This window comes from Paraburkholderia sp. LEh10 (genome assembly GCF_017814945.1).
Classification (GTDB): Bacteria; Pseudomonadota; Gammaproteobacteria; order Burkholderiales; family Burkholderiaceae; genus Paraburkholderia.
The window spans coordinates 1-21,075 of sequence record NZ_JAGIPX010000101.1 but is presented as its reverse complement, the minus strand read 5'-3'; the positions used below and the strand labels follow the sequence as shown (position 1 = coordinate 21,075).

The 21,075-nt window shown below is 59.7% G+C and carries 24 protein-coding genes; 16 read left to right on the top strand and 8 right to left on the bottom strand.

The window, feature by feature from the left end; genetic code table 11:
- The first annotated feature begins 505 nt into the window (after nt 1-505).
- The 5 genes from J8I87_RS40455 (at nt 506) to J8I87_RS45360 (ending at nt 4,835) form a co-directional block, all read left to right on the top strand.
- Nucleotides 506-1,417: a LysR substrate-binding domain-containing protein gene (locus J8I87_RS40455; RefSeq protein WP_209938067.1), complete on the top strand. Its 912-nt coding sequence runs from the start codon at nt 506-508 to the stop codon at nt 1,415-1,417.
- 160 nt (nt 1,418-1,577) lie between these two features.
- Nucleotides 1,578-2,135 (top strand): carboxymuconolactone decarboxylase family protein, encoded by a 558-nt coding sequence (locus tag J8I87_RS40450; RefSeq protein ID WP_209938065.1) that lies wholly within the window; start codon nt 1,578-1,580, stop codon nt 2,133-2,135.
- A 424-nt stretch (nt 2,136-2,559) separates the two neighbouring features.
- Nucleotides 2,560-3,354: a hypothetical protein gene (locus J8I87_RS40445; protein WP_209938064.1), complete on the top strand. Its 795-nt coding sequence runs from the start codon at nt 2,560-2,562 to the stop codon at nt 3,352-3,354.
- Between the two features lie 467 nt (nt 3,355-3,821).
- A complete protein-coding gene (locus tag J8I87_RS45365; protein ID WP_245254526.1) occupies nt 3,822-4,418 on the top strand; it encodes a transposase in 597 nt (198 codons plus the stop codon).
- Complete coding sequence (locus tag J8I87_RS45360) at nt 4,419-4,835, top strand: transposase (RefSeq protein WP_313068168.1); 417 nt, start codon at nt 4,419-4,421, stop codon at nt 4,833-4,835. It abuts the gene before it with no gap.
- Between the two features lie 756 nt (nt 4,836-5,591).
- Here the strand turns inward: J8I87_RS45360 and J8I87_RS40435 are convergent.
- The 6 genes from J8I87_RS40435 to J8I87_RS40410 all read right to left on the bottom strand — a co-directional run bounded on the left by J8I87_RS40435 (nt 5,592) and on the right by J8I87_RS40410 (nt 9,312).
- On the bottom strand, nt 5,592-5,765 hold the full coding sequence (locus J8I87_RS40435) for a hypothetical protein (RefSeq protein WP_209938063.1): 174 nt from the start codon (nt 5,763-5,765) through the stop codon (nt 5,592-5,594).
- Nucleotides 5,766-5,828: 63 nt separating this feature from the next.
- Complete coding sequence (locus J8I87_RS40430; protein WP_209938062.1) at nt 5,829-6,326, bottom strand: TPM domain-containing protein; 498 nt, start codon at nt 6,324-6,326, stop codon at nt 5,829-5,831.
- Nucleotides 6,327-6,328: 2 nt separating this feature from the next.
- Nucleotides 6,329-7,171 carry a TPM domain-containing protein gene (locus J8I87_RS40425; protein ID WP_313068167.1) on the bottom strand — a complete coding sequence of 281 codons (843 nt, stop codon included), beginning with the start codon at nt 7,169-7,171 and terminating at the stop codon, nt 6,329-6,331.
- Between the two features lie 5 nt (nt 7,172-7,176).
- Nucleotides 7,177-7,839, bottom strand: coding sequence for a LemA family protein (locus J8I87_RS40420; protein WP_245254524.1), 663 nt, complete (start codon nt 7,837-7,839; stop codon nt 7,177-7,179).
- Between the two features lie 131 nt (nt 7,840-7,970).
- Nucleotides 7,971-8,813: a polyphosphate kinase 2 gene (ppk2, locus tag J8I87_RS40415; RefSeq protein WP_209938057.1), complete on the bottom strand. Its 843-nt coding sequence runs from the start codon at nt 8,811-8,813 to the stop codon at nt 7,971-7,973.
- Nucleotides 8,814-9,102: 289 nt separating this feature from the next.
- Complete coding sequence (locus J8I87_RS40410) at nt 9,103-9,312, bottom strand: hypothetical protein (protein WP_245254523.1); 210 nt, start codon at nt 9,310-9,312, stop codon at nt 9,103-9,105.
- A 754-nt stretch (nt 9,313-10,066) separates the two neighbouring features.
- Between J8I87_RS40410 and J8I87_RS40405 the strand changes: the two genes are divergently transcribed.
- The 6 genes from J8I87_RS40405 to J8I87_RS46525 all read left to right on the top strand — a co-directional run bounded on the left by J8I87_RS40405 (nt 10,067) and on the right by J8I87_RS46525 (nt 14,646).
- Nucleotides 10,067-10,321: a DUF2933 domain-containing protein gene (locus J8I87_RS40405; RefSeq protein WP_209938055.1), complete on the top strand. Its 255-nt coding sequence runs from the start codon at nt 10,067-10,069 to the stop codon at nt 10,319-10,321.
- Nucleotides 10,322-10,344: 23 nt separating this feature from the next.
- Nucleotides 10,345-11,019, top strand: coding sequence for an isoprenylcysteine carboxylmethyltransferase family protein (locus J8I87_RS40400; protein WP_209938069.1), 675 nt, complete (start codon nt 10,345-10,347; stop codon nt 11,017-11,019).
- 12 nt (nt 11,020-11,031) lie between these two features.
- Nucleotides 11,032-12,975 carry an ATP-dependent zinc metalloprotease FtsH gene (gene ftsH, locus J8I87_RS40395; protein ID WP_209938053.1) on the top strand — a complete coding sequence of 648 codons (1,944 nt, stop codon included), beginning with the start codon at nt 11,032-11,034 and terminating at the stop codon, nt 12,973-12,975.
- Nucleotides 12,972-13,439 carry a hypothetical protein gene (locus J8I87_RS40390; RefSeq protein ID WP_313068165.1) on the top strand — a complete coding sequence of 156 codons (468 nt, stop codon included), beginning with the start codon at nt 12,972-12,974 and terminating at the stop codon, nt 13,437-13,439. The genes ftsH and J8I87_RS40390 overlap by 4 nt, the downstream gene beginning before the upstream one ends.
- Before the next feature lie 428 nt (nt 13,440-13,867).
- Nucleotides 13,868-14,458: a cation-transporting P-type ATPase gene (locus tag J8I87_RS40385; RefSeq protein WP_209938051.1), complete on the top strand. Its 591-nt coding sequence runs from the start codon at nt 13,868-13,870 to the stop codon at nt 14,456-14,458.
- Entirely contained in the window at nt 14,398-14,646 is a 249-nt protein-coding gene (locus tag J8I87_RS46525) for a methionine adenosyltransferase (RefSeq protein ID WP_209938050.1), read from the top strand. The genes J8I87_RS40385 and J8I87_RS46525 overlap by 61 nt, the downstream gene beginning before the upstream one ends.
- A gap of 30 nt (nt 14,647-14,676) precedes the next feature.
- On the opposite strand, the gene J8I87_RS40375 is transcribed toward J8I87_RS46525, so the two are convergent.
- Both J8I87_RS40375 and J8I87_RS40370 read right to left on the bottom strand, forming a co-directional pair.
- Complete coding sequence (locus J8I87_RS40375; protein WP_209938049.1) at nt 14,677-15,174, bottom strand: hypothetical protein; 498 nt, start codon at nt 15,172-15,174, stop codon at nt 14,677-14,679.
- Between the two features lie 377 nt (nt 15,175-15,551).
- On the bottom strand, nt 15,552-15,863 hold the full coding sequence (locus tag J8I87_RS40370; RefSeq protein WP_209938048.1) for a high-potential iron-sulfur protein: 312 nt from the start codon (nt 15,861-15,863) through the stop codon (nt 15,552-15,554).
- Nucleotides 15,864-16,905: 1,042 nt separating this feature from the next.
- Between J8I87_RS40370 and J8I87_RS40365 the strand changes: the two genes are divergently transcribed.
- The 5 genes from J8I87_RS40365 to J8I87_RS40345 all read left to right on the top strand — a co-directional run bounded on the left by J8I87_RS40365 (nt 16,906) and on the right by J8I87_RS40345 (nt 20,901).
- Nucleotides 16,906-17,481, top strand: coding sequence for a hypothetical protein (locus J8I87_RS40365; RefSeq protein ID WP_209938046.1), 576 nt, complete (start codon nt 16,906-16,908; stop codon nt 17,479-17,481).
- Nucleotides 17,482-17,564: 83 nt separating this feature from the next.
- Nucleotides 17,565-17,993, top strand: coding sequence for a hypothetical protein (locus J8I87_RS40360; protein ID WP_209938045.1), 429 nt, complete (start codon nt 17,565-17,567; stop codon nt 17,991-17,993).
- 205 nt (nt 17,994-18,198) lie between these two features.
- A complete protein-coding gene (locus tag J8I87_RS40355) occupies nt 18,199-19,632 on the top strand; it encodes a UvrD-helicase domain-containing protein (protein ID WP_409518880.1) in 1,434 nt (477 codons plus the stop codon).
- A 515-nt stretch (nt 19,633-20,147) separates the two neighbouring features.
- Complete coding sequence (locus tag J8I87_RS45355; RefSeq protein WP_245254522.1) at nt 20,148-20,471, top strand: hypothetical protein; 324 nt, start codon at nt 20,148-20,150, stop codon at nt 20,469-20,471.
- A gap of 238 nt (nt 20,472-20,709) precedes the next feature.
- Complete coding sequence (locus tag J8I87_RS40345; protein ID WP_209938041.1) at nt 20,710-20,901, top strand: hypothetical protein; 192 nt, start codon at nt 20,710-20,712, stop codon at nt 20,899-20,901.
- Nucleotides 20,902-21,075: the final 174 nt, after the last annotated feature.

The window sequence follows — 21,075 nt, the reverse complement described above, 5'->3', positions numbered from 1 at the left end:
AAGCGTTTGACGTTGCTACTCTACATAAAGATCTACAGCCGGTAATAGATGAAATGTGCTGCAGCACATTTCATCTACCTGCAGAGCGACGAGGTCAAACGGGCTCGCCAGATGAGTCAGGCGTTCGCGGCACGATAGCGAGGCAGCCCGCATCGACCCGATGTCCCAGTCCGACCCATACCCGCCAATCGCCTTCGCACATTTGGGATGACAGCTTGAAAACGTGCAACGGCCATTCGCTTACTTAGTCTATCCGCATATCAGCGAACTCGATGTTTCGGTAAGGGATGTGGGGCCGGTCTTGCTGTTCCCTATATCCGACCGTCTTCTGGCCTTGAAGGACTGCACGCGCCATGCGCTGGCATCCTGGCGGTCGGCACGCCCCTGCCACCGGCGCCTGCGAGCCGATCATGTTTCGACCGTGAGGAGTGGGCCTACAATGTTTCACTCAGAAGGAGTGATATGTTCATATTTACAGATCATCTTTCATTGGGTGGAAAGTTAGATGGATAGACTGGAAGCAATGTCGATCGTGCTGCTCACGATCGAAAAGGGAAGCCTCACGGCGACGGCGAAGGCCTTAAATATGCCGCTCCCGACCGTCAGCCGGAAGGTCACCGAACTCGAAGAGTACCTTGGCACGAAGTTGCTGCATCGTTCAACGCGAAAGCTGACCTTGACCGATGCGGGCCAAGCTTACGTCGAGTCGGTCAAACGCATCATGGAAGACATCGAGGAAGTCGAACGAGCTGCGGCTGGCGAATACACCACCCCACGTGGAGAACTCGTTCTCACTGCACCGGTGTTGTTTGGGCACATGTACATCTTGCCCATCGTAACCGACTTCCTGGCTGCCTACCCCGAGATCAACGTCCAGCTGGTTCTCTCCGATCGGAATCTTCATCTCTACGACGACCACGTTGATATGGCGGTTCGCATTGGCACCTTGCCGGACAGCAATATGATTGCAACCCGTGTCGGCGCTATGGATACACTGGTGTGCGCTTCGCCGGACCTGCTAGCTGCGCACGGCATACCCAAACACCCTAGTGACCTGGAAAAGCTTCCGTGCGTTGTCTTCGCTGGCCCTTCCACCGCAACATGGTGGTTTCGTGATTCGGCGACCAAACGTGATTTCAACGTCAACATCATTCCGCGCCTGTCCGTGACCAGCGCTGAGGCTGCGGTACAGGCGGCGCTCCGTCGCACCGGTTTGACGAGGGTGTACCGCTACCACTGCGATGCCGCGCTCCGCACAGGGGAGCTTGTCCACGTCCTTCCGAAGTTTGATGTCGAGTCGATTCCTGTCAGTCTCATCCATGGAGAGCGCCGGCTGTTGCCGCTCAAGATGCGGGTCTTCCTCGACTTCGCAGCCGACCGATTGCGGTCGGCTATGTCGGAGCTGGGCAAGGCCTGACGGGCGTTCGCTCTACCGAATCCGCCTCTTTCTCCAATCCCTCGATACTTTCACTGAATGGAAGTGCGATTCTCAAAAATAACCAATTATTGTTTCGGGCGGAAGTCACTACTATCCCTCCTACCGAAGCCACGGTGGCTCGGATTAACGGAGAAATCTCATGGCCCGCCTCGCAATCCCCTCGAAAGAAGCCGCTCCCGCCAAAGCACAACCGATCCTCGCGAACTACGAAAAAGTTCTCGGTGTGATCCCGAACTTCTTCGCCCTGATCTCGCAATCCCCCGACGCCCTGAAGGCGATCGCCGACATGCACGGCGCGCTCGGCAAGAGCCTCGGTCACAAGACCCGGGAACGCATCCACGTGATGACCGCCGAAGTGAACGGCTGCAACTACTGCCTGTCGGCGCACACCTACCTCGGCGCCAAGCTGCAGGGGCTGACGCCGGAAGACATGGAACTCAACCGCGACGGTCATTCGACCGATCCCAAGGCCGACGCCGCGCTGCAGTTCGCCTACAAGATCGCCACGTCGCGCGGTCACATCCAAGACGCGGACGTCGAAGCGGTGCGAGCTGCGGGTTACACCGACGAGCAGATCGTTGACATCGTCGCCGAGACCGCGTTCAGCTTCATCACCAACCTCTTCAACAACACGTTCAAGACCGACATCGACGCGACGTTCCCGCCGCTTCAGACCCGGGCCCGTAAGGCCGCCTAGTCTGGGTGGATCGGGCGCCGATTTGAGGCGTCCGGCTCCCTGGTCTCGATGGCTGGTTGCTCCGTTCTGACCACGCGCAGTTCACTATGCGCGCGTGGTCGGTCGGAACTCTTCTTTTGATGCAATACGCTGGATTCTCGCGCCTGACAAACGCGTCGATTCGTGATGGAACAGTCGATGTTTCGCTTGCACATCTCCACGCGAGACGACGCTCCCGTCGAAAGCAAGCCGGTACTTGACGTCGTCTGTCACAAGCTGGGCGTCGTGCCGAATTTTTACCGTTTCTTCGGCAGCAGCCCGGTCGCACTAACGGCATTCGCGGCTTTTCACGACGGCCCGTCGCCGACGCACCAATTGTCGAATCGACTTCCCCGTCATAGCCGACCTGGCACACCGACCGTAAGCAGCAGAGGCTCGATGAATCATGGACCATCCGCGCTTTGTTGATCCCCGTATAGCGAAGGGGCGAGCGAAATCGATCTCAGAGGCGACGTCTCAGTTCACGTTTCTCAGGGTATTCGACGGTGCGATAAAGCGCATATCGAAGCAATGGCAACCTGGGATGAGCGGCAGAAAGGCATTTCGTTACATGGAGCGCATTCTGAAGCCAGAACTCGACAAGCACCTGGTCACGTTTCCGTTGATACGCCTTGGCGAAATGACCATGTACTGCGGATTATTCGAGCAACGTGGCGCTACCGGTGGGCTGGATTTCTACTTCTTTGTCTGTTCGTCGGCTGTTCGGCCGGACGACGGTCTCATGTACCGGATCGAGGTTAGCCAGCATGCAATGCAACGGATCATTCAGCGGACGGGCCGAACTGGCGAGGACGAGATTCGCACACGCATCTATACCGCCATGGCGAACATTTATTGGTTGCAGCCGTGGATCTACCGGGACAAATGGTTGCAGTTGGGCCTCGCGTGCGAAGAAGGCGTATTTGTTGGCGAAGTGCAAGACGACTGCTACAGCATCAAGACTTTTATCCCGGCAATCGACAACGGCAGACCGTCACGATGGCGCGATTTACATGCCGACCTGTGGCCCCAGATCCAGCGGCGCGTTCCCCGCGACCAGACATATGAAGCGGATCAAAGCTCGATTGGCGACTGGTACTTCTTCGCAGATGGGCTGACACGGCGTCATCCCTTTCTGCTGAAGCATTATGTACCCGGACACGATTACCTCACCGTAGCATGGGCGAGTCGTCCGTTTTGATACCGGAAATATTTAAAGGATGTCGATCAATGACTACTGTCGTCATACCTGTCTACAACTAAGGACGAAGCTCGATTCCACTGAGCGCATCAGGGTTTGTTGACGGCAGTGGCACTGCGTTGCGTCTCACGCACCCGCCCTCGGTCATATCCCGAAGAAACTGGAGCGTTCACCCTTTCAGATTGAATGTCCGCTTCCTGAATGCATCCGACGCCTGAATGTCCAAATCTCGTTGCTGGCGAATGTCGCTTCTCGGCCGTACGGAGACCTAGCCGCTTCGCGCTTGCCATGCGAGGCCGCTCAGTCCGTCTAGCCGAGGCGGACGTCCCGATATCGATGGAGTCGGACCGATCAATTCATCCGAAGCTGTTGATAATCATTGAAAGGCCTCCTGGCCGCCCAAAGAAGGGGGCGGCCAGGGTCTACAGTTGAGATGCCAGGCTCAACCGACCCTTCTGGAGGCTCAAATGAAGTATAGCGGCATCGATCTGCACTCGAATAACGCCGTACTCGCCGTGATCGACGATCAGGACCGGGTGCTCTACTGCAAGCGACTGGCCAACGACCTGTCATCAATCATCGCGGTCCTCGCGCCATTTCACGAGGACCTGCAAGGGGTCGTGGTGGAATCAACCTATAACTGGTACTGGCTTGTCGATGGCTTGATGGCCGCGGACTTTGCCGTCCATCTGGCAAATACCGCCGCCATCAAGCAGTACGAGGGTCTGAAGTACGCCGGCGATGAACGGGATGCTGTGTTTCTCGCACATATCTTCCGCCTTGGGCTACTGCCAGAAGGTTACATCTATCCGCCACAGGAAAGAGGCCTGCGTGATCTCGCCCGCAAGCGCATGCAACTCGTACAGCAAAGCACGCTGAACACTCTCAGTATCGAGAACATCCTGGCCCGGCAATTGAATTTGCGCCTCAACGCAGAGCAGGTGCGCCATCTCGATAGCGCCGCCGTGACCTCATTCGGTTTGCCGCCGCATATCGAGACTGCCCTGGCCGCAAACCTCGCGGTCGTGCGCACTCTGCAAGCACGGATCAGGGTAATCGAGTAGATACTTCATCGCGAAGTAAAACTGCGTCCCGAGTTCGCAATCCTCAAAACTGCACCCGGCATCGGAGTGACACTCGCAACCACGATCATGCTGGAGACGGGCACCATTTCCCGTTTCCGCACTGTCGGCCAGTTCAGTTCCTACTGTCGGTGCGTTGAAAGCAGGCGCGTCTCGAACGGCATGAAGAAAGGCGAAGGCAATGCCAAGAACGGCAACAAGTACCTCTCGTGGGTCTTCATCCAGGCTGCTGCTGTTGCCATGCGCAGCTGTCCGCAGGCGAGACGCTTCTATGAGCGCAAGAAGGCCCGGCGCATGCCCGTGGTAGCCATGGAGGCGCTCGCGCACAAGCTCGCGCGGGCCGCGTTCTACATGTTGCGAGATGGCAAACCCTTCGAGGTCACCAGATGCTTCGGTTAGGACCGGCGGGGCCGTGAGCCCGCTAAATGTGTTGGCGTAAACCCAGTCTGTTGATTGGCCCACGCGCTCCCGCCGTCCCCCTATTAGCGCCCGCTGGGATGCCCAGACCATGAGCCGAAACGAGCCTGGCACTGCTAACGCAGCAAGCCGATCATTGTTGAATGCTCCCATGGACACTGGTCTGGCACCGATGGTTTTCTGGGGCTCTCTATGAGTCACGGGCGAAAGCCAGAACACCGGCCCTCGTCTTGATCCCGATGGATGACTGGTGCAGCCCAGCTCTGCAACCAGGTGAGCGAAAAATCGGATGCATGCTCATGCGCGCAGACGTAGGGTGGCTGAAATGTTTCAGCGAAGCAGGGGAAAGCCTGAGAGAGAAGTATTTATCTCTTGACCCGGGCCTTTCAATGGATGACACAATTAATACGGTCTACGGGAGGGGCCCATTCCTGATCGCGTACGCGGTAGCCGACCCTGGTCACCGCGTCGTCGTGTCAATCGAGGTGTCTGCACCAGCCAAAAAACGGGCAAATCGCCGGTTGCCGGACGCCGTGCCGCGACAATGGTGTTTCTGTCTGCAACACCTTCACAATGTTGAGGGAGCTTGGCTTTACGACCGCGTGGATCAAGCCGGCGGCATAGCCGCGTGTGGCCTTGTTCAGGCCACTTCATCCACTCGCTGACGCTCCATTCGGCAAGCAAGACAATTTGGTGCTTATGATCGGCCCGACGGATGCGTCGCGTCAGCCGTCCACGTCATTGAAGAGGATTTGGAATCGCCTCGGCGACGTCCTTTAAATCGACGTGTTTGATAAAAAAGTAGAAGGTCGAGTCAACGACCTGAAGCATCCGGTTCTGCTTGTCGAAGTCAATGACCGTTCGGCGCAGGCAGCCCCCTTGGGTGAAGGACCACAGTGGCTTGCCGCGCATTCAGCCGTAGAGTTTCGAAGGTTATGAAAGCGCCCGGCAGAAGGAAATCCTCCAATCCCAGCGTTACATCACTACCGGAGCGGCGGGGAGGTCTTCACACGGCGGGCGATGGGCTGGAAAGTGCTTTACAAGCAGTGCCGTGACCTGCGCGACACCTCGGACAGACCCAGATTCGTATTTGCCGCGCTTAAAGTCCGATTCCATCATTCGGCAGACGGCTTCCCATTCGTCGCTGGAGACCCGTGAATGGATACCGCGGTCAGCAACGATTTCAACGTCCCGGTCTGCAAGCAGGACGTAGATGAGAACGCCATTGTTGTATTCCGTGTCCCACACACGAAGCTGGGAAAACACGTCGATCGCCCGTTCGCGCGCCGTCAGCCCCTCGAAGAGCGACGCACTGTGCAGCGCACCTTCCACGACGAACCTGACCTGACCGACATGGGCCTTGTGGCTCTCCTGAACGGCTTGCCCGATTGCCGATAGTGAGCGCGGCGGAAACGCCGATTTGACCCGCCAGTGGGTCATCAACAGATGCCGGACGATGCGTTTGAGGTCCACGGTTACCACCTTCCCGAGGCGCCGCCGCCACCAAATCCCCCACCACCGCCCCTGAAGATATCGCGGTTCGAACGGCCGCCCCGGCCGCCGCCTCCAATGTACCGCCCACCGACGTACGCACCCATGCCGCTGCCGACCAGCGTGAACATCAGCGCGACTGCGCCCGCGATGATAGCCATAAAGAGCGCACCCGAGAGAAGCCACGCCAGCACGCCGATGATGCCGCCTGTCACAACGGCGCCGGGTAAACGGCCCATCATCGCGCGCAGCACGCCACCCGCGACAATTGTTGCCACAAGTAAGGCTGGAAGCAGGCCACCACGTCGATCGGACTCACTGTGTCGCTTCGACGGAGGCGGCAGAGGTTCGCCACTGATCACGCGGATCATGCTGTCGACACCAGCCGCAACGCCGCCATAAAAATCCCTCCGCTTGAATCTCGGCACGATCGTCTCGTCGATGATCCGGTTGCTGGTTGCGTCGTTGAGCACGCCTTCGAGGCCGTATCCGACCTCGATGCGCAGGGCGCGGTCTTTTTTTGCGATGATCAGCAATGCGCCGTCATCGACGCGTGCGCGCCCGAGTTTCCACTGCTCAACCACGCGCATTGAATACTGCTCGATGGTTTCTGGTTGTGTGGTGGGGACAATCAACACCGAGATCTGGCTTCCCTTGCTCGTCTCGAATTCTTTTAGCGTTTGCTCAAGCGACGAGCGCTGTTCGCCCGTAAGCGTCCCGGTCTCGTCGATGACGCGCGCGGTCAGGGGCGGTACCGGTATTTCAGCCCATCCGTGATGGGCTGCGACCGCCAGTGCCGCAATGACGAGGGTGAGGAAAGCGCGGATGACCTTCAATTGTTGGCTCCGCTCGCAGACGCTGGCGCTGTACCAAAATCGACACGTGGGGGCTTTGCGATTTCTGCCTCGTTTGCAACCGTGAAGTTAGGCTTTTCCTGGAAGCCGAAGGCCTTCGCCGTCAGGTTGCTGGGAAACGACCGTACCGTCGAGTTGTATGTCTGGACCGACTTGATGTAGCGGTTCCGCGCGACTGCAATGCGGTTTTCCGTTCCTTCGAGCTGGGCCTGCAAATCCCGGAAGTTCGCATCGGATTTCAGTTGCGGATAGTTCTCGGACACGACCAGCAGGCGCGAGAGCGATGAAGTGAGCTGGCCTTGCGCTGACTCGAATTTCGCGAACGCCTGCGGGTCGGACAGCATCTCAGGGGTTGCCTGAATCGAGCCGACCCGTGCGCGGGCCTCCGTGACGCGTATCAGAACGTCTTTCTCCTGGTTTGCGTATCCCTTTACCGTATTGACGAGATTGGGGACGAGATCGGCGCGGCGCTGATACTGGTTCAGGACTTCCGACCAGCTTGCCTTGACCTGTTCGTCTTCGGTCTGGATCGTGTTGTAGCCACAGCCGGTGAGCCCGAGCGCCACCGTCAGGATCAGCGTCCTCAGGATAATCTGCACGAAACCCCGCGTTCCGTGGGAGCGTTTCGAGTGGTCAGGCATGGAAGAAGTCCTTCTCTGCGGTAAAAGACGCGGCTCTGGAGCGGCGTGTCGGACTGGCGGCTGGTCAATCCATTTATAGCCTATTCGCGGAGGCAGGTGAGGGCTTGATTTGCATCAATCGGGCCAACTCGTCACGCCGCCAGCAGACCGTCCTCGATGCAGCCTGGTTCAAACTCGAAGACGACCGTGGTATCCGGCTTCGCCAGCTTCTCGTCCTTGTCGCAGTAATCGAGTCTCAACAGGATGTCGCGGATGAGATTGAGCCGTGTCAGTCTCTTGTCATTGGCATGCACGATTCGCCACGGCGCAAACACAGTATGCGTGCGCAGGAGCATCGTGTTGCGAGCGGCGGAGTAGTCTTTCCAGTGTTTGACGGCCACTTCGTCGATGGGGCTCATCTTCCATTGCTTGAGAGGGTCCCGTTTGCGCGCGTCGAGTCGCTTCGCCTGCTCGTTGCGGCTGATATCGAGGTAGTACTTGAGAAGCCGGATGCCCGAGTCGACCAGCATGGCCTCGAAGCGCGGCACCGACTGCAGAAACTCCTCGTACTGCTGTGGCGTGCAAAACCCCATCACCTGCTCGACGCCAGCGCGGTTGTACCAGCTTCGGTTAAAGATCGCGAGTTCTTCCGCGACCGGAAGATACGGCACAAAACGCTGGAAGTACCACGCACCGAGATCCCTGTCTGACGGCCGGCCAAGTGCGACGACACGTGTTTCCCGCGGGCTGAGATGTTCGACGATTCTCTTGATCGCGCCATCCTTGCCTGCTGCATCGCGACCTTCGAGCAGGATGAGAATCTTGTCCCTGCATCGGATGAAATGGCGCTGCAGCTTCACCAGTTCGACCTGAAGCTGACGCAGCTCCGCTTCGTATTCACCCCGCGAGAGAAGTATTGCTTCGTTGTCTGGACCGGCAGTGTCAAAAGAGGCCGGGGTCGCGGAACGGGTATTTCCTGCTTTTCGCTTGTTCATCGTGCCTCGTCCTCCTCGTTGCATGGATTGTGAAGGTACGCGGTGTCTCCGAAGCCGGGATGAACGGGCTGTACGCTCGTGCGGACGCGCTTGTGGGTCAATTTTTATACGGCTGGCTCAAGCGCGTCATGGGCGCGTCCGGAAGCGTCCGCTTCATGCATTGGTCACGTGCACATGCCGCACCGGATCAACAGCACCCGTGATGATGATGTGTATGTTGCACTGCATACCGCTGCGGATCCTTGTTGAATTCCGCGCGTGACTCTTCGGAGTCGAAGCAATAGGTCTGTCAGTGGAATATTGAAGTCAGCGCGTGCAATCCGTCGACCACGCGTCCGTTGACGGGATCTCGCGAAGGTTCGGTCCGACTGGGCTCGTGCTCGTGCCGATGCTGCATGTGGCCGCCCATCCCGCCGCCCAATGTCCCACGGCGCATCATCAGGAAGAAGATGCCCAGTGCGATAACGATCCAGAACCAGCTTTGCGATAACCATTGCATGATGTTGCTCCCCGTAGCGCAGGTGAAAATGCCGTCGAAAAGCCTCAGTCGGATAGATTGGTCATAAAGCGATACTGAGTATCGCGAAGAATATGGTTGATTGGACCGACTCCGGTACACGAATTGACGGGTTCATTGAAGAATCGTATCGATGTACGGGGCCTGTTCGTTGATGCAGATCAATCAGGACAACAGCGGGAAATCCGGGCATCCTGAAGCTTCCCCAAACCAGTCGTTGCGGAAGGCGGGGGGCCATCCATCCTGTTATCGCGAGACACTCAAACGGCCGCATGGCGCTGTTGCTGTGGTAACCGTGTATCCCGATGCAGCAGGGGAGATGCCTATCCACCGGTACAACGCACATCAACATTCATCATCTCTCTGCATCGCTGGGGGCGGCTACTTTCGCCCGGCCCGTGCAGTGGACTGACTGTTCAGCCTCCAGTGCGTGCTGTCGGATGCTCTGAAGCACGGCAGCGGCGACTACAGCTGACATCGTCATCCCGGTCACTGCCCATCGATCGTATCGGGCCTGAGAGCCTTCGACGGGGGCGCCCAACAACAGGGTTTTCGATGGTGTCGTGAACGTGAATTGAGCCGGTTGACCGACGTTTGATGGGCGTATTGCGGACATTGCGGACGGCAGCTTTCGAACTGACTTGACCTGTATCAAGCCTTGCCGACTGCGGCACGGTACCCTGCACTGGAGCATGCACCGTATGCAACCGTTGCCCGGGAAGGATCGGAGGACAGAATGCAACATGGCAACCGTCGTTTCGGGTTTTCAGGTGGAAATATTGTGCTGGTGGCGTTTATCGCGATTGGTGGTTTTTATCTCGTGACAGAACACCGGGCTCATCTGCTTGGCTGGCTGCCCTTTCTGCTCCTGCTTGCCTGTCCGCTGATGCACCTGTTCATGCATCACGGGGATCACGGGGGCGATGCTTCCCGTCCCGAAGACGAAGACAAGACCAATCAGAATCAATCGTCGCATTCCCACCATCATTGACCGGCACTCTCGAGGAGCCAGTCATGCACGATAACTCCCCTGCTTACGGCCTGTGGCTGCTCGCGGCCGTCAACTCGGCCTTTTTCATCTTCTTCGCCTTCACATTCTACAAACCGAAGACGAAGCGGGACTGGCGCTCCCTCGGTGCGTTCTCGGCCTTTATCGTGGCGCTCTTTTCCGAAATGTATGGATTTCCGCTGACGATCTATCTGCTTTCGGGCTGGCTGCAGTCGCATTATCCGCAGGTGAACTGGTTTTCGCACGATGCGGGGCACCTCCTGGAGATGATGTTCGGCTGGAAGTTTAATCCGCATTTAGGCCCATTCCATCTGTTGAGCTTTGTGTTCATTGGCGGCGGATTCTGGATCATTGCATCTGGATGGCAAGTCCTCTATCGGGCGCGGCGCCGTCACACACTCGCCACGACGGGCGTCTATGCTTATATTCGCCATCCACAGTACGTTGGCTTCGTGCTGATCATGTTCGGCTTTCTGCTGCAATGGCCGACCTTGCTCACGCTCGCCATGTTCCCGGTGCTGGTTTACATGTACACACGCCTTGCGCGCTCGGAGGAACGTGATTCGCTCGCTGAATTCGGGCAGGCGTACCAGCGCTACATGCATGAGGTTCCGGCTTTCATTCCGAGGCCCGGCGCACATCATGGCGGTTCGACGCACGACTCTGCCAGCTTAAGCTGACCGGGGCAGATCATGGATTTCAATCGGGAACACAAGATCAATTTCCTCTACGTCCTCGCGGCGATGGTCGGGGTGCTGCTGATCCAGAGCCTCGTGTCCCAGCCGGATCACATCAGGACAATCCCATACAGCGAATTCCAGCAGCTCGCCAGTCAGGGCAAGGTGACCGATCTCGTGGTCGGTCCGAGCCGGATCACGGGAACCCTGAAGAATGCGCCGAAAGACTCGCCGCAGCATTTTTCGACGCTGCGTGTCGACCCGGCGCTTGCGCAATCGTTGACAAAAGAGAATGTCACTTTTTCGGGCGAGCCCGAACCGGGTCCCTGGCCGACGGTCATGGGCTGGCTGATGCCGATCGTCGGCTTCGCGCTCGTCTGGATGTTCCTGATCCGGCCGATGTCGATGGGGCCAGGAATGGACGGCATGATGTCGATCGGGAAGAGCAAGGCGAGGGTCTACGTCGAAAAGGACATCAACGTCACGTTCGCCGACGTCGCCGGAGTGGACGAAGCGAAGGACGAGTTGAAAGAGGTCGTTTCGTTCCTCCGCGATCCGCGCAGCTACGGCCGTCTCGGCGCGCGCGTGCCGAAAGGCGTGCTGCTGGTCGGGCCGCCCGGCACGGGCAAGACGCTTCTGGCACGCGCCGTCGCGGGTGAGGCGGGCGTCGCTTTCTTCTCGATATCAGGCTCTGAGTTCGTCGAGATGTTTGTCGGTGTCGGCGCGGCACGTGTGCGCGATCTGTTCGAGCAGGCGCGCAAGCACGCGCCCGCCATCGTGTTCATCGACGAGCTGGACTCGCTTGGCCGTGCACGCGGCAGCGCGTTTCCCGGGGGAGGCGGTCATGATGAGAAGGAGCAGACCCTGAACCAGCTCCTGGCCGAACTCGACGGATTTGACACGTCCATTGGCGTTGTCCTTCTCGCCGCCACCAACCGGCCCGAAATCCTCGACCCGGCACTGCTGCGGGCAGGCCGCTTCGACCGGCAGGTTCTCGTCGACCGGCCGGACAAGAAGGGACGCGCGCAGATCCTCGAAGTGCACCTGAAGAAGATTGCGCTCGCGCCCGGCGTGCCAGTCGATGACATTGCCGCGCTCACTCCGGGATTTTCGGGCGCCGACCTGGCCAATCTCGTCAACGAGGCGGCGATACTCGCGACGCGCCGACATGCGGAGAGTGTCTCGCTCGATGACTTCACGCAGGCCATCGAGCGGATCGTCGCCGGTCTCGAGAAGCGTAACCGTCTCCTCAACGCTCACGAGCGGGAAGTGGTGGCGCACCACGAGATGGGTCATGCGCTCGTCGCGATGGTACTACCGGGCGTCGACAGGGTTCAGAAGATCTCGATCATCCCGCATGGCATTGCAGCCCTCGGCTATACGATTCAACGCCCGACCGAGGACCGTTTCCTGATGGACCGGGCCGAGCTGATGAATCGCATGGCGGTGTTGCTGGGCGGCCGGGCCGCGGAGCGACTGATATTCCAGGAAGTGTCGACAGGGGCGGCCGACGATCTCGCAAAGGCGAGTGCGATCGCCCGCAGCATGGTGGTGCGGTTTGGGATGGACCCTAAGCTGGGGCAGGTCGCGTATGAACCTGAGACCACCTCGGCTCTCGGTCTGCCCACCGGGTCCGAATGGCGACCGCGCCAGTACGGCGAACAGACGGCTGCAGCGATCGATGCGGCGGTGCGTGAGCTGATTGAATCCGCATCCGGTTGCGCCTTTTCGATCCTTCAGGCAAACAGGGGATTGCTCGCGAGTTCTGCTCGGGACCTGCTGGCAAAGGAAACGATGTCGGGCGAGGACCTGCAGGCCATCGCAAGCCAGCTTGGCGACGCAGCAGCATCTGCGACGGTTGCGACTGTGCTGCATGGTGGCGATGCCGCCCCCGATGCGGGACGAGACCATTCCGGCGAGCGCAGGGCGCTGACTGTCGAAGGTGAGGGGACTCAGTGAGAGCACTGATCGCCCTGGTTCTCCTCGCCATCCTGCTGTTCGCAGTCGTCGCGACCGTTGCAAGCGCGCAAGGTGGCGTCAACCAGCATCTGCTGATCGATGACACCGACGTGTACCACGGATTCGTGCCGTCTGCCGCTGCGGGTGCACATCTTACGTCTCACGCGGAAGCTGCGATGCATGGAGGCGTACCCGGAAGCCGGAACAGTTACCACCTTACGGTCGCACTTTTTGATCACGCCACACAGAAGCGTATTACTGATGCCCAGGTGACGGCGGCAGTAGGTGAGATTGGTCTGGGCGAAACACGCAGGAAGCTGGAACCGATGACTATTGATGGCACGATCACTTACGGTGCGTATTTCAACCTTGGCGGCGCAGGGCCGTATCGGGTCCGGATCGATGCCCGGCGACCTGATCGGCCCGGCAAGGTCCCGGTGCAATTCGAGTATCGGCCGCGATAGCCATATGGTGCGGGTGTCTCCGTTGGAGACCCGAGGCGCGTGTGCTTCGAAATGGAACCTGCGTCGAATCTGCAGGCCGGGGCGGGGTGTGTACCGGAACGGAAGGGCTCATGAACGCCGTGAGGCCCGTCACTGCGCCAGGATGCTGCCCATCTCAGTCCGATTGCTTCCACCCGAGCAGCGATGGAGATTCACGCGATCTACCGCGGGATTGCCGACCCGGCAGCGGCGCTGGCGGGCCTGAGAACCTTGATGGGATAAAGGACGGCGTGGCCGGATCTACTGGCCCGCTGTAATGACATGCGCGCGAGGTCCGGAAAACGGGGCGGACCGGCCACGGGGTATCGCCCGCCTGTTTTCCCAATGCGGCGTGCGGGTGCGCGATCATCGTCAACCCGGGTTTGCATGAACCATGTGAAAGGGTGGGCATGAACTTCGACTTCGCGGGATTGATGAACGCAAGCGGTGGCTCGGCGCAGCTTAGTCGTGCGAAGCCTGAATTTGATCGGGACAGTGCTCAGGCCGCCTTGCGCATCCGGGAGATTTCCGGGCTCGAAACAGAGCACGTGTACGAGCGCCTCAAAACCGGTCCTGGCGGGCTCTCCGAGGCGGAGGCGGCGCAGCGCCTCGTCACTCACGGCCGCAACACCGTCGCACAGCACGCTGGGGATGGCGTCGTGCATCATCTGGGCAAGCAAGTTCGTAGCCCCCTCAATCTGATGCTGCTCAGTCTTGCCCTGGTGTCTGCGTTCCTCGGCGATGTGCGTGCGGCCATCGTGATTACCGTCATGGTGGTCCTCAGCGTCGGGCTTTCGTTCGTGCAGGAATACCGGTCGAACCAGGCTGCTGCCAGACTGCGCGCCATGGTGAGGACAACGGCCACCGTGCTGCGACGACCGAGGCTGGCGTCGGCCCCGATCGAAACCACCGGCGCGAATCATGGCAACCACCTGCATACGTGCTCGCGCACCGGCTGGCGCAGCGGATTTTCGAAAGCACCGGGGGCGTGTCGCATGTAACGGTCGGACTTCTGTCGGCGATCGGCCGGAGTATCGACGAGCCTCAGCTGTCGACAGTCGATGTCTGTGCACCGGAGGGACTGACGGAATCCCAGCGTCGTCTGATACGGGAACGCGTCGCACACGAACTGAACGCGGTCCCTGTGCTCATACAGCAACTGATCGATGGCACGGTCAGGACTTGCTGATGCTGAGCAGCTTGCCCGGCGGGGCCGGGCTTATTTGGCGGGAGCAGGGGGCTTCTGCTGCTGGAGCATTTGCTCCATCATCATCTGCATCATGTCCATGCGTCTTTCCATCATGTCCATGCGCTCGTTCACACCGGATCCTCGCTGGCCGCTCTGAACGTTGCTGTTGACTCCGCCCATGCCTTGCTGTCCCATCATGTCCATCATCATCGGACCGCCCGTCCCGTGCATGGACTGCATGGCCTCCTGCATGGTGCGCATGTGCTCGTCCAACAGCCGCTGGCGTTCGGCAGGATCGTTCGTCTGGCGGATCTGGTCCATTTGAGCCAGCATCTTCTGCATCTGACGGCGGGCGTTCTCGTATCGCTCCGACGTCTGGCCGGTCTGCGCCGGTTTTCTGGCAGCGGCCTTCGGTGCGGGCGCACTGGCTTGCGCGGCGGACGCAGGGTGATGCGCGTCATCCGCCTGCACGTTCGCAGCGGTCACCAGCGCTGCGAACGTGGCAAGTAAAGCGATTTTCGTTTTCATGGAGTCGGCTCCTCAAAGAGACACGCTCAATTGTGGTAGTCAGTCCGGAAAGCGAATTGACTGAGATCAATGGACGGCAAGCGGTCGCAAGCACAGCCAGGCCGGAAACTAGGGGCGTGATGTCTTTTTCAAGGTCTTTCATACCTGGCAAGTGAACGGGCCCAGCCTTATCCGGTTGGGAGTGGCTACCGGGCGCATATTATTCGCGCTGTTCCTCCCGTTGAACTCCATTTTTAGGCTCCTTGCTCACTGGAAACATTTACGGCATGCCCCAGGGGCATGGGGGACTGAAGGTACTCACGGGGTGGAAACTCCCCGCCACCAGGGCTGGCCCGGATACATGCGACTACATGCGGCTGAGTATCAGCGCGCCCGGTTCAGGCCTTTTTCGCGTAAGAGTTACACCACCCCTTGGCATCGACCAGCTTGCCGCCGTAGATTGGACAAGGACCCATCGCCGAGCCGGGTTTGCCCTGATAAAGCTGGCAATTTGCGCAAGTTTGCCCAGTCTGATAGCGGGGGAACTTTGTCTTGTCCACTTTCGCAGCGTCCGTCTTGTAGCCAAGTGACTGTGCAGTCGGATCGTTCTCGGCAAGCACAGGGGCGTCGGCTCGCGACTCAGTGGAGAGAACCGTCGTCGATGCGACGGATGCGGCAAGTATCATGAAACGCCGGCGGGAGAATGGCATGCTATGGATTCCTAATAACAAATGAAGCCGGCCCGAAGGCGTGTCGCCCCTTGTCCGGTCACATTGACTGGATCCCTGCCGGTCCTTGAAGGAACCCTCAGCATACGCTATACCTACCGGCCGAAACCCGAAACCCGAAACCCGAAACCCTGTGGCCCGCGATTTCTGCGACATCGACTGCATAATGACTGGCGCTTTTCATATTGAATCACACCGTGACGTATGTAGCCGCGCGCGGCACAGGTGGTTCTCCGATTGCGCGGGCTGACAGGGCATCGATATTCATCGGCCTTCGCCATGTAGACGAAGTCTCGCTTGGTAAAGAGCCCCCTTCATCCTTCACGCTGCGGTGAGCGGTTTCGGCACCTACGCGTGATGCCGGGCAGATCGCAACTGCGGATGTCCGGGCCGCTGAAGTAACCTTGATCGGTCAGCACCCTGAGTCCTATCTGCGACCTTGAGCCATTCCCAATGGCGATCAAGGTAAAGCGCACGAAAAATCGGAGTGGAGCAGTCGTCAATTCATCGATGAGATAGAAATGCGACCGCATCTCGATTGCTATGATCTGTGCGCTGTGTTCTCACGGTGTTGCCTTCATAATTCCGGGCATATGATGCTTGTAGCGCGGCTGCATGGAGGCCATGCGTCAATGTTGGGCCAGGCGCAGCAAGTTATGTAATTCACGCTGCGCCAGCGGCAGGCTTGGACGCGGCGGGGTCAGCCCATATGTTTCGCTTTCCTGTGCGGATGTCGTGCGGGAATGACCTCATCGAACGCGTCGATCATGGATGGCGCTTTCCGGTCACGCTGCGGACGGCGCTCGACGCCCAGTCCGGCGCTGCTCGTCCCCGAGGGCGGGCAGGTGCTCGCCGTCTCTGTCACAATAGCGTCATCCGTTCCACCAGTTCCTGCGCACATCATTGCGGCTTCGTCGGGTCGCCTGTCGCCGCCACCGTGTGACCAACAGTGCCAAAGACGGCAACGGCAAATGCAATCCATCCTCCCGGCGATCGAAGGAAGAACCGTTACAGCAGGCACGACATGGCGCACGAGCGATGCGAACAATGCGGCAACCAGACGCCGCCCTGGGACACCATACACTTCGGCTCCGGCGATGGCGGCCATGAGTTGCTCTGTACGCTGTGCTTCAATGCCAGAATCGCTGAGTCCAGCGGATTCACTGATTTCGAGAACGTCCGGCTTGACCCCGTCTGGATGACCGACTGCCAGGGAGAGCCGCATCATTTCCATTTCCAGCTCCGGCTCCTGGGTGACCGCATTGCACTGGACGCCTTTGAGCTTCGCGGAGAATTTCGCGCCGGCTACCGGTTCCAGCTGACCGGCGTAGCCGACGACGATGTGTTCGTGCTGCTCGGGCGCCTCGTCGAGAAGATACGTCGCGCGCTGTCGGTCAGGCACATTGATTTTCATGAGCGCCGGATCATTGACAGCACGGTGCGAGGGCGCATCGAATGGGATGAGTCTCAGGTGGGGCGCGTGCCACTCGTGGTGGTCGACGGCAAGGAGGTCTCGTGGGACGAGCTTGGGCGAATGCTGATGAGCATGGAAGGATGGCAATTCCGGCTCGATATCGCTGATCCGAGCGATGAGGTTTGAGTCGCGTTGTCGGCGGCAAACCCCGGCCCCACGCCGCCACGCCGACTGGCCACTCGAACGTTACAACCCATGTGAGTAGAGCCATGGTCACAGTCAGGCACGATGATCTTTCTTTGGCTTTCGACTTCGTCAGCTACGCGGCTCCAACGGAGCATAGCGCGTATGTCTCGCTCGATACAGGCAAGATCTATTGGACTTCTGATTCCAGCGACGCATTCGACGAGGAAATTCCTGACGACCTTGAAACGTCAGATCGCTATCTTGCGATACCGCACAAAAACGAGCTCGATCTCGGAAGACGTCTCGCCTTGCGCTTTGCCGCACAGGAGTTGCCTGCGTGTTACGACCAGGTCGAAGGATTTTTCCGACGGCAAGGGGCTTATGCGCGTTTCAAGGATTTGCTGGAGCGAGAAGGCGTTCTCGAGGGTTGGTATTCGTTTGAAGCCGATGCTGTCGAAAGCGCGCTGAGGCAATGGTGCGCCGAAAACGGGCTTGAGCTTGTTGAGACGTGACGGGGGCTGTCAGCTTTCGCAACGCCAGACGGGCTGTCTCCGGTAGTCACACGCGGACAGGTTCTGATGACGCCTCCGGCGCCGGGCCGCACGATCGGCTGTGAGCCATGCGAAAATCAGCGCTTCCACATCGCCAGGAGCGACTGCACATGAGGTCTGGTAGCGCGTGAAGAGGCGCTTTATTCCAACGCGAGAGCAGCAGGCCGTGATCGAGGCAGCGCGTCACGCCGGCGACCTCAAGATCAAGGCATTTGCCGGCGCGGGCAAGACCTCCACGCTCCAGCTCGTGGCCGAGCATTTCGGTCAGCGGCGTGGCATGTACCTCGCGTTCAACCGGGAAATCGCGGCAAGTGCAGCCCGGCGCTTCCCGCCTCACGTCGGCTCGCGCACGATGCATTCGCTGGCGTGGGCCTCCGTCAGCCCGTCGGTGCGAAACCGGATGAGCCTTCCGGGCGAGCCACCGCACGAACTGGCTGCACGCTACGGGCTTGGTCCGCTCGAAGTGCGGACAGTCACGGGCAAGGTGGTCGAGATCGCCCCGTTCGAGATCGGACGGATGATTGCCGATGGGCGGGACAGGTTCTGCCGGTCCGCTGACATCCAGCCGGCAACGCCACATATTGTCGTCGATGAAAAGATCGACGAAGCGGTAGCCGCGCAACTGCGCGTCTACCTGCTGCCTTACGTCGCGCGTCTGTGGGAAGAGGGCGCGGCAACCCGCGGGGGGAGCGCCATTTCGCCCGACGTGCTCCTGAAGCTCTGGGCGCTCTCGGAGCCACGCATCGAAGCCGACTTCATTCTCTTCGACGAGGCGCAGGACAGCGATGGAGTCATGCTGTCGGTCCTGGGCCGGCAGCGCCACGCGCAGATCGTCTATGTGGGCGATCCTTACCAGCAAATCTACGAGTGGCGAGGCGCGATCAATGTGATGGCGCAGATCGACGCGCCCGAATGCGCGCTTACGGAGTCGTTCCGCTTTGGCGCTACGTTCGCGGCGCTCGCCAGCCGTCTGCTCACGCTGCTCGGCGAACGCACGCCCATCCGGGGACAGGGCGCCATCGGCTCGATCATGGTGGAAGATCCCGCGCTGGCGCCGCCGGTCGACGCGATCCTCTGCCGGAAGAACGTCACGGCGATCTGGCAGTTCGCCTCGGGACTCGAGGCGGGACATCGACCGGCGATCCGGATGACTCCGGCCGAGATTCTCGCGTACGCTGACGGCGCGGACCGGCTGCTGGCCGGCCAGCGCGCGTTCCGCCCGGCGGCGTTTTCGCTGTTCGAGAAGTGGAGCGACGCACAGGCGTTTGCGCGCAGTGCTTTTGGTCAGGACCTGCTGCCGGTTGTGCGGATCGTCGATGAGCTGGGTACCGGCTATCTGCGGGCCCTGGCGCAGCGCTCGGCGGTGGAATGCACCGCCGAGTATGTGATCTCGACGGTCCACCGCGCCAAGGGCCTCGAATGGAAGCGGGTCAAGGTGGCGAACGATTTCCGCCTGCGGGGTGCCGATGGCAGCCCGTTGCCTGACGAGGATGAGCTTCGCCTGCTCTATGTGGCGGTGACCCGCGCGCAGCATGTGCTCGATATCTCCGGGTTGCGCGACGAGCTGCTGCGGCTTTTCAGTCTGCGGCGCCAAGCCTGACTGGTACGGCAAGACGGAAGTCGCACCGCGTGCCTGGCATCGTGCGGGGGAGCATGGCTGCGATGGACGGGCGACGCTGAGCCACTGGCGCCCAGCGGCTCGTTGCCGCTGCCACACGACGTCAGGCAGCAGGGGGATTTCTCATAACTGCCATGCGAGCACAATCGGAAAGCGGGAGCCAGAACGGGGACCCTTGACTGCCACATCAACGAACCTGGAATGCACGTGCGCGGCCCGGCGGGTCGCGCTGCTCCTTTTTTGTACAAGATGCACACACCTCTAACGCCATTCTTCGCAAATACCTCGCGGTAGCCTACCGCGCGCTGCTGCAGACGGAAACCGCCCGTCGCTGGCTGTCCGGAACCTTCCGGCTGGACGGTGACGACTTTGCTACCGGTGAGCCTATCCAGTTCGTCGAAGGCCGGGTCCTGCAGAGCGAGGAGTTTGCCCGGCTCCTGATGATTTTCGACGGAGGTCGGGTTCATGCGCAGAACCAGCTGGACTTCGGTCCCGACATGTCGCCGCCCGGCATCTACTTCACGTCAGTGAACCGGAAGGTGATTCATCAAGGTCACAAGAATCGCATTGGTCTGATCCGGATCGACGAAGCCGAACAGGGACTTTTTGTCGAGAGTCTGGAGGAGCCTCAACCCGATGAAGACAATCTGGCGCCGGGTGGCGAAGCGGATTTCCGGCAGGGGCTGCATGTCGATCATCATTACCTCGCCGATGACGCACCGCATTTTCTGGGCACCATTTCGTTCGCGCTGTGCGCCATGACTGCCCACAATCTGGGCTTCGCTTCGATCTCGCTGGTCGCTGGAGGTGGTCGCGGCTAGAATGCGCAGATGATCGGTTACCGTTACTGGCCGAAGGTCGGTTTTGACGCGGAACTCCTTGACGGTGAGACGGCTGGCGCGCCGCACCTCGTGACGAGCCGGACGGTAAGGGACGTCGTTGCCCTCGACGCGGCCTGGTGGAGCGCAAACGGGAGTCAGCGGCTGATGGAGTTTGACCTTCGCGCGGGCAGTCCCGGCTGGCAAAGCTGCTAGACTATCTGCACGAAAAGGAGTTGATATGAGCCATGCCCTGAAATCGAAGCCGCAGCCGGATGCTGCTGCGGGCACGCGCAAAGGCGTGCGGCTGTCGCTCGCGTCCATTCCCGCATTGACAAAGGACGGCAAGGCGAAGCTGCGAGCCGCCGCCCGCAATCCCGGTAATCGCCATCTTCCCGAGTTGCCGGAATGGCGCAAAGCCGGATCGAAGTAGAAAAAGGGCCGTGAGGCCCTTTTTTATTGCCTGCAGGGATCGCTCATGGGTATCGCCAATGGCGACAGTTGACATAACTAAAGTTATCAACATTTCTTGTGTAGGTCCCAAATAGAAATGTCGGGTTTCCGCTAAATAGAAATGTCGTGTTCCGGGTAGTTTGAGCGCCGGACA

Bases quoted from the DNA above. Each gene is read 5' to 3' on its own strand.
- J8I87_RS40455 (WP_209938067.1), top strand. From the start codon at position 506: ATGGATAGACTGGAAGCAATGTCGATCGTGCTGCTCACGATCGAAAAG.
- ftsH (WP_209938053.1), top strand. From the start codon at position 11,032: ATGGATTTCAATCGGGAACACAAGATCAATTTCCTCTACGTCCTCGCG.
- J8I87_RS40400 (WP_209938069.1), top strand. From the start codon at position 10,345: ATGCACGATAACTCCCCTGCTTACGGCCTGTGGCTGCTCGCGGCCGTC.
- J8I87_RS40365 (WP_209938046.1), top strand. From the start codon at position 16,906: ATGGCGCACGAGCGATGCGAACAATGCGGCAACCAGACGCCGCCCTGG.
- J8I87_RS40375 (WP_209938049.1), bottom strand. From the start codon at position 15,174: ATGAAAACGAAAATCGCTTTACTTGCCACGTTCGCAGCGCTGGTGACC.
- J8I87_RS40345 (WP_209938041.1), top strand. From the start codon at position 20,710: ATGAGCCATGCCCTGAAATCGAAGCCGCAGCCGGATGCTGCTGCGGGC.
- J8I87_RS40405 (WP_209938055.1), top strand. From the start codon at position 10,067: ATGCAACATGGCAACCGTCGTTTCGGGTTTTCAGGTGGAAATATTGTG.
- J8I87_RS40435 (WP_209938063.1), bottom strand. From the start codon at position 5,765: ATGCGCGGCAAGCCACTGTGGTCCTTCACCCAAGGGGGCTGCCTGCGC.
- J8I87_RS40370 (WP_209938048.1), bottom strand. From the start codon at position 15,863: ATGCCATTCTCCCGCCGGCGTTTCATGATACTTGCCGCATCCGTCGCA.
- J8I87_RS45355 (WP_245254522.1), top strand. From the start codon at position 20,148: ATGTCGCCGCCCGGCATCTACTTCACGTCAGTGAACCGGAAGGTGATT.
- J8I87_RS45365 (WP_245254526.1), top strand. From the start codon at position 3,822: ATGAAGTATAGCGGCATCGATCTGCACTCGAATAACGCCGTACTCGCC.
- J8I87_RS40385 (WP_209938051.1), top strand. From the start codon at position 13,868: ATGAACTTCGACTTCGCGGGATTGATGAACGCAAGCGGTGGCTCGGCG.
- J8I87_RS40450 (WP_209938065.1), top strand. From the start codon at position 1,578: ATGGCCCGCCTCGCAATCCCCTCGAAAGAAGCCGCTCCCGCCAAAGCA.
- J8I87_RS40445 (WP_209938064.1), top strand. From the start codon at position 2,560: ATGGACCATCCGCGCTTTGTTGATCCCCGTATAGCGAAGGGGCGAGCG.
- J8I87_RS40360 (WP_209938045.1), top strand. From the start codon at position 17,565: ATGGTCACAGTCAGGCACGATGATCTTTCTTTGGCTTTCGACTTCGTC.
- J8I87_RS40420 (WP_245254524.1), bottom strand. From the start codon at position 7,839: ATGCCTGACCACTCGAAACGCTCCCACGGAACGCGGGGTTTCGTGCAG.
- ppk2 (WP_209938057.1), bottom strand. From the start codon at position 8,813: ATGAACAAGCGAAAAGCAGGAAATACCCGTTCCGCGACCCCGGCCTCT.
- J8I87_RS40410 (WP_245254523.1), bottom strand. From the start codon at position 9,312: ATGCAATGGTTATCGCAAAGCTGGTTCTGGATCGTTATCGCACTGGGC.